This is a genomic window from Microcystis sp. LEGE 00066, assembly GCF_015207925.1.
GTDB lineage: Bacteria > Cyanobacteriota > Cyanobacteriia > Cyanobacteriales > Microcystaceae > Microcystis > Microcystis ichthyoblabe_A.
Genome location: NZ_JADEVX010000201.1, coordinates 1 through 6,973, shown reverse-complemented (window position 1 = coordinate 6,973; position 6,973 = coordinate 1). Strand labels below are relative to the sequence as shown.

General features: G+C 41.5%; 4 protein-coding genes, 1 tRNA gene and 1 pseudogene. 2 read left to right on the top strand and 4 right to left on the bottom strand.

Annotated features, from left to right (window positions below; genetic code table 11):
* Nucleotides 1-18 precede the first annotated feature (18 nt).
* Complete coding sequence (locus tag IQ224_RS19975) at nucleotides 19-849, top strand: metal ABC transporter permease (protein ID WP_194033404.1); 831 nt, start codon at nucleotides 19-21, stop codon at nucleotides 847-849.
* 246 nt (nucleotides 850-1,095) lie between these two features.
* On the opposite strand, the gene IQ224_RS19970 is transcribed toward IQ224_RS19975, so the two are convergent.
* Nucleotides 1,096-1,677: a DUF3727 domain-containing protein gene (locus tag IQ224_RS19970; RefSeq protein ID WP_002792790.1), complete on the bottom strand. Its 582-nt coding sequence runs from the start codon at nucleotides 1,675-1,677 to the stop codon at nucleotides 1,096-1,098.
* 47 nt (nucleotides 1,678-1,724) lie between these two features.
* Entirely contained in the window at nucleotides 1,725-2,537 is an 813-nt protein-coding gene (gene surE / locus IQ224_RS19965; protein WP_194033403.1) for a 5'/3'-nucleotidase SurE, read from the bottom strand.
* Between the two features lie 57 nt (nucleotides 2,538-2,594).
* Here surE and IQ224_RS19960 point away from each other — a divergent pair.
* Nucleotides 2,595-2,667: transfer RNA gene (locus IQ224_RS19960), tRNA-Arg, on the top strand.
* Nucleotides 2,668-2,757: 90 nt separating this feature from the next.
* Here the strand turns inward: IQ224_RS19960 and IQ224_RS19955 are convergent.
* Together IQ224_RS19955 and IQ224_RS19950 are read right to left on the bottom strand one after the other, a co-directional pair.
* Nucleotides 2,758-6,180, bottom strand: a complete 3,423-nt coding sequence (locus IQ224_RS19955) for a DNA methyltransferase (RefSeq protein ID WP_194033402.1) — start codon at nucleotides 6,178-6,180, stop codon at nucleotides 2,758-2,760.
* A 401-nt stretch (nucleotides 6,181-6,581) separates the two neighbouring features.
* Nucleotides 6,582-6,973, bottom strand: a pseudogene (locus IQ224_RS19950) (NgoFVII family restriction endonuclease); the annotation flags it as partial.

The window sequence follows — 6,973 nt, the reverse complement described above, 5'->3', positions numbered from 1 at the left end:
CCCCACACCCCACACCCTATGCTAGAGGCCTTACAATTTGATTTTATGCGCCATGCGATTGCCGCAGGAATATTAGTTAGTATTGCCTGTGGGATTGTGGGTACTTTGGTAGTAGTTAATCGCGTGGTTTTTATCAGTGGGGGAATCGCTCACGCTGCCTATGGAGGGATAGGAATCGGTTATTTTTTCGGGATTAATCCTTTGGTGGGGGCGATATTTTTTACCTTTTTTTCGGCTTTAGGCATGGGGTTTTTACAGCGTCGCATCCGGGAGAGAGCTGATACTTTAATCGGGGTGATGTGGGCGATTGGTATGGCGATTGGGGTAATTTTTATTGATTTAACCCCAGGTTATAAAGCTGATTTGATGAGTTATCTTTTTGGTAGTATTTTAACTGTACCGAGGGATGATTTATGGATAATGGCGGGCATAGATATATTAATTATAGCCTTAGTTAGTATCTTTTATAAGGAGTTGTTAGCCATATCTTTTGATGAAACCTTTGCGATTATTCGCAATATTCCCGTGGAGGTAATTTATTTAGGTTTAATGGGAATAACCGCTTTAACTATTGTGGCAGTAATGCAGGTGGTAGGATTAATTATGGTAATTGCTTTGTTAACTATTCCCGCCGCTATCAGTGGACAATTTGTTAAAAATATGAAGGGAATGATGATCCTAGCGATTATTTTAGGAATTGTCTTTACTTTGGTTGGTTTATGGTTATCCTATAGTTTAAATCTCACCTCGGGGGCGACAATTATTTTAGTGGCAGGATTGGGTTATTTAATCAGTCTTGCTTGGAAACCTTTCATCCTCACTATCACCAGAAAAATAGCTAATCTTTAAGGAATTCCCCTAGTTGTGGTGATATAGCAGTTATCTTAATGGTGAGGTATGAGGTTTTTATTTTGGGGAGACAGGATCCGGTCGTTAATACCCAATTAGGTTATACTCCATCTTTATGAGAAACACCCTAATTTAAAGAAAAAATACCAAATCCGTTTTAATCACGATGATGATGAAATCCCGAAAGATATACTGTGACTAGATTTATCAACAATTTTGGTCAGCGGATTTGGTAAAATCATCTGATTAATCGAGTTCATCAAACAAAAGTTCCTCTAGAATCGGTCCCATACCGTCATCATCGGGGGAAACTAATTCAACTTTCCCTTCCCCATCACCGACAGCTAAGAATAACAAAGGAGCAAGGGGACTGTAAATCGAGTATTTTTGGTCTTCGGAAAAGAAACTGGCGAGAAATTGCAATTCTTCCGGCTCTGATGACGAGGAAGGTTCATCGCTATCGATTTCTAAACTGAGAACATTATCTTCTTCTAGGGGCGGTAATTCACCACTAACAGTCAAGGTGTGAGCAGTGGGTTTAAGCAATAGGTCTAATTCTGCTAAAACTGCCTTAGCATCGGCGAAAATCCGCTCAATTTCCTCACTATCTTCGATTAAGAAGGCATCAGATTCTTCTTCCTCCGATTCCTCGTCCCAAGCTAGAATCATCACCGGGGTATCCACGGGGACAAGAAGCATATAGGTAAGGTCATCGGTTTCATAGGCATTCTCAATATAACAGTCTAGCGATCGACCTTGCTCATCCCAGAGGGTTATGACATCCGCTTCTTCGAGTTCGTTTTCTTGAAAATTAAATTGAGGGGACATAGGCTCTCAAACGCTACTGATTGAATCAGAATATCATGAGATGCTCCTCAATCAAGCCAAGAATTCCGGTGCAAATGTTGAAAACCCTGTACATCAGTTAAATTGTATTGTAGGGGCGTGATGGTGATAAAATTCTCGCCAATAGCGCGTACATCCGTAGGCACTTGCGGGGGTAAATGGCTGTAGTCCGGTTGTTCGATATCTTCCACCACTTCCCCAATTAACCAGTAATAACTTTTACCCCTGGGGTCCAGTCTTTTCTCGAAGGTTTCCTCGTAGCGTCGCAATCCCTGCCTAGTGATTTTCACTCCCTTGATTTCGGCACTACTAACCGGAGGGACGTTGACATTGAGTAAAGTGGGAACAGGAAAAGGGTTAAGGGTAACTTTCCTGACTAAAGTGAGGGCAAAATCTGCAGCTGGTTGGAAATCACAGGCTTTAAAACTAGCCAGACTAACAGCAATACTGGGAATACCTTCGATTAAGCCCTCCAGGGCGGCGGAAACCGTGCCAGAATAGAGGATATCAGTACCGAGATTAGATCCGTGGTTAATGCCAGCTAAAACCAAATCGGGAGGCTCTTTGAGGACGGCACTAAGGGCAAATTTTACCGAATCGGCGGGAGTTCCCGAGCAGGACCAGGCAATCACATCGGGATGAAAAATTCCTTCCACCTGTTCGGCCCGGATGGGATGGTGTAAGGTTAAGCCATGACCGGTGGCAGAGCGCTCGCCGTCGGGACAAACTACGGTCACTTGATAACCCGCAGTAGCGAGGGTGTTGGCAAGGGTGCGGACTCCTAGCGCGGAAATGCCGTCATCGTTGCTGATAAGTAGTTTTAAAGAGCGATCGCTAGTCATAGGAAATTTCTGCTCTACTGCGCCGGCTAGTGGTATAATGTAATGGTATTTTATCTTGGGTACGTAGCTCAGAGGATAGAGCACCAGGTTCCGGTCCTGGGTGTCGGGGGTTCGACTCCCTCCGTACTCGTTCAGTAATGTAGGTTGGGGGTTTATGGGGTTTTAGTTCAATTTCCCTACTTCCCAATTCATAATTCATAATTCCTAATTCCTAATTCCCTTAGAGGGTTTGGTAAGCTTTGAGGGTGGCAGTTTTGACGCTTTCGGGGACGAGGGGAAAGGTAGTTAATATATGTTGAAATTCTGTTAGGTTTAACTCATACAAGTGGGCGACTATTGCATCTAATTTCGCTCTAATTGCCATTCTTGCTCCTTCTTCTGTGACTCCATTTTTATGGGAACCTATCCCCACTTCTTTCGCTAATTGCTCAAATTCTTCTGTGGTACAAATCAATTTTGCGGCATTTTCTACTATCTCCTGAAAGTATTTATCTCCCTCTTTTAATCGGGGGATAGGTAGTTGATATATGTAGAAAAAATTCAGATTTTGACTAACTTTTTGTCTGAGCATCCAATCAATTAAAAAGCTGTTTAAAATGGTAACGATGAAAAATTTGAATGCCTCATTTTCTTGAAAATTATTTTGTTCGTACTCACTAATAGATAACGAATTTCCGCAAAAAACTGATTTAGGTATCAGACTAGAAATTAAAGAGCGTTCGTTTGTACTTGATGAAATTGACCGAAATCCTAAACGATAGGTTTGATAGTCTAAGATTTGACCTTTATCGACTTCACCGCGTTTTAATAAAGCTTGTCTTGCTTCCTTTTCATCTAACCAGTATTTCGGTAAAGCATACCGATGGGTGAATTGATGAATCATTTTTCCTTCGTAGAGGGGTAATCTTCCCTGTGTGGGTTCAGTTTTAAATAAATGACTATCATTAGTCATGTGAAATTCTGATGTTAACTTGAGATTCCATGTATCGGGAAGGGTTTCTCCTAGCAGAGGAAAACGAGACATTTTTTCTGCGATATGAATATCTATATCTTGTTTAAATTCCATCACCGAGAGGGAATCGGGGGAGAGTTTGCGGATTAAGTTAGTGGAAATTTGCACTTGTTCATCTTTATTATACAAAAATGTTTCTAATTCATTCTTACTAATTGCCTCTCTAGGATTAATGCGAAAAACAGCATTAAAAACATCGGTGTTTTTACCTTTAGCAAAATCCAATAAACAGAATTTGAAACTGTGGTGAACTCCTTCAAAAATAAATCTTTCATTGGATAAACCGAATAGAGTCCCTAACTGACAATGAGAAAATAACATTTCTCGCAGTTGTTTAGACCCTAAATCGGTATAAATTCCACTGGGAATAATAATTCCACAGTAACCCCGGGGATGGAGGAGATTAAAACATTGTTCAACAAAAAGCTTATAGAGATTAATATCCGTCCCTTGCTTTTTACCATTGACAATAGAGATTTGATTTTTATATTGTTCCGAGGAACGAAAATAGAGACTAACGTGGGGGTATTCACTTTGATATTCTAACCATGCTTGAGCGATTTCGGGATTGGTTAACAGTTTTTTCTGTTCCTTTTCAAACGTCTTGATGTCCATTTTATTTTTAGTCACCAAGTCGCTATGCTGAGAGAAAAATTCTTTCGCTTGGGGTTTAAAAACTTCCCAGGGGGGATTGGTAATAATCACATCAAAACCACCTTTTTCTGTAATCAGTTTATCGAAGTGATAACCCCAGTGGAAGGGTTTCAGGGATTGCATATCAGAGAGAGTTAATAAACGTTTCTTTGCTTTTCCCGTTAATTGTGCGGATTCGTACTTGATTGACAACTTACCGCTAAACTCATCTAAGAGAATTTGGTTTAATTTCTGCACCGATTCGCGGTTGACATCCTCGATGTGATTGCGTAACATCTGGAGACGGTTTTCTTGGGGGGTTCCCTGCACTTCTCCCAACTGAAAAGCGTGTTCTTTGTATAATTCAATACTGCGATTTTTTTCCGCGAGAATTGTCTGATAATTTTGCTCGGTGAGGGTTTGCATGAGATTAAAACTTTTTCCGTCCACGCGAATTAAACCGATGAGGGAATTTCCCGACATGATATTAAAATCAATATTCGGTAAGGGTTCCAATTCTGTCACCGATTGTGCGGCAGCAACTAAAGCGAGAAATAAACGCAGTTTCGCGATTTCCGTCGCTTCCTCCATGATATCGACACCGTAGAGGTTATCGGAAATAATTCTTTTTTTGATGTAATATCCGAGGGAGGGATGGGATTTTCTTACCTCTGTTAACCACTGTTTTAATTTACTGTCTCCCCGTAGTTCAATTGTCCCAATTACCGCGCTATAAATTGCGATTAATGTCTTCATCGCAGCCACTAAAAAAGCACCGGAACCACAGGCAGGGTCTAAAATAGAAAGCTGGGGAAGAATATCTTCAATCAGAAGCTGACAGAGGGGAGAATCGAGATTGATTAGTAGTTCAGAAATACTGGCAAATTGTTTGCGGGGATAAAGTTGATTGCTTCTCTCGACAATCCATTTATTAATCGTCCTATCACAGAGATATTCGGTAATCTCCGGACGGGTATAGTAAGCACCAAAAGCTTTTTGGTTGATGTACTTTTCAAAGATATATCCCAAAACATCCGGGTTAATTTCGTCATCGCTTCCCCCCGGAGTGTCGTCAAGATTCCAGGAGTAACGGGAGAATAAATCGAGGATATTCTCAAATGCTTGGTCATCAATACAAATGTTTTGATAAATATTTTCGAGGGGATGTTGGAGAAATAATCCTCCGTTAAGATATTTGACTTTTCCCACCAATGCAGTTACTGTCGCATCTCGTTGGTATTCCGGTTTAGCGAATGCTTGGAAAAAGAGGGTTTGCAGAAACTGACGATAGAATAAATTTTCCCCCCGTCGTTGACTTGCTTGGAATTGGTTTTGCAGATAGTTGAAGTCGTTATCGATAAATCCCTTGCGCTGCAGGAAATAGACGAACATTAAACGATTGAGAATAACGGAAGTGTACCATTTTCGATCGCTTTCTCGATCGATTCCTTGGATAAAGGGGAGGAACTGTAAATGCTCTCGCTGAAATTCCTGATAAAATTTCTTGGTAATCTTTTCGATATCGAAACCTTTTTGTAAGCGATGGGCCACCTCCACCACGGAGGGTTCCCCATCTTCAAAGTCGGTGATATCGAGGACTAATTCCGCTAGTTTACCGAGAAATAAATCTCCCGGTTGTCCTTTTATATAAAGATGGTCACGGATATAACTTTTACTTCCCTCTCTTTTTACCCAGTACCATAAACTGCGCGTCCGTCCCCCATCGACGAAAATTAGCAGATTTTCGGCAATTCTTTCGATAACTTGCTGGTGAATTTCCCGACGAAGTTTCGCATCGGGTATATCGGTAGTTGTCACCTCTAATACTGCTACTCCGGACACTTCCGCAATTCGTTGACAGGGGTATTCTTGGTTGTCAACGGTGATACTAACAGTTTTTTTTGCGCGAGGATGAGACCATCCCAATTCCTCGATAAACAGTTCCCCAAATTGGAAGTTAGATAATAAGTCGCGAGTCCGGGAGAAGTTAAGGGACATACTAGACCTCTTGGAAATATCAAAAATTGTTGTTAGGGTTAGGAGTCAGGAGGTTTGATACCCCTAAATCCCCCTTGAATTGGGTTTGATCCCCCTAAATCCCCCTTGAATTGGGGGACTTGAATTGGTTATATCCCCCTAAATCCCCCTTGAATTGGGTTTGATCCCCCTAAATCCCCCTTGAATTGGGGGACTTGAATTGGTTATATCCCCCTAAATCCCCCTTGATAAGGGGGACTTGAATTGGTTATATCCCCCTAAATCCCCCTTGAATTGGGTTTGATCCCCCTAAATCCCCCTTGATAAGGGGGACTTGAATTGGTTAGATCCCCCTAAATCCCCCTTGATAAGGGGGACTTGAATTGGTTTGATCCCCCTAAATTCCCCTTGATAAGGGGGACTTAAGAAGGTTGAAATAGACCCAGGGAACAAATAATCTGAGGTTCTTCGGTGGATTCTTGTGGGTGAAGAATACAGAGATCGTTATCTTTATATAAAGATACCAGTAAGTCTGCCAATTGTCGGTTACTGATGCCGGTTCTTAAACCACGATTTAAGCGATCGAGAGCCGACTGTCTAAGGGGATAATGATACAATTGGTCGAGAGCCTTGCATAAATCCTCATGAGCAAACAGATCATCCTTACTATCTTGAGCATACCTTTTTAAGCGCTCATAGGTCTTAAATTTTGCTCCCGTCAATCGTCCCAATTTAGATCCGGAGTTGTTTTCCTCCTCCGCAATTAATTCTGTACCTTTTTGTACTAATTGATGGTGTTGGGGATGGGGGGGAA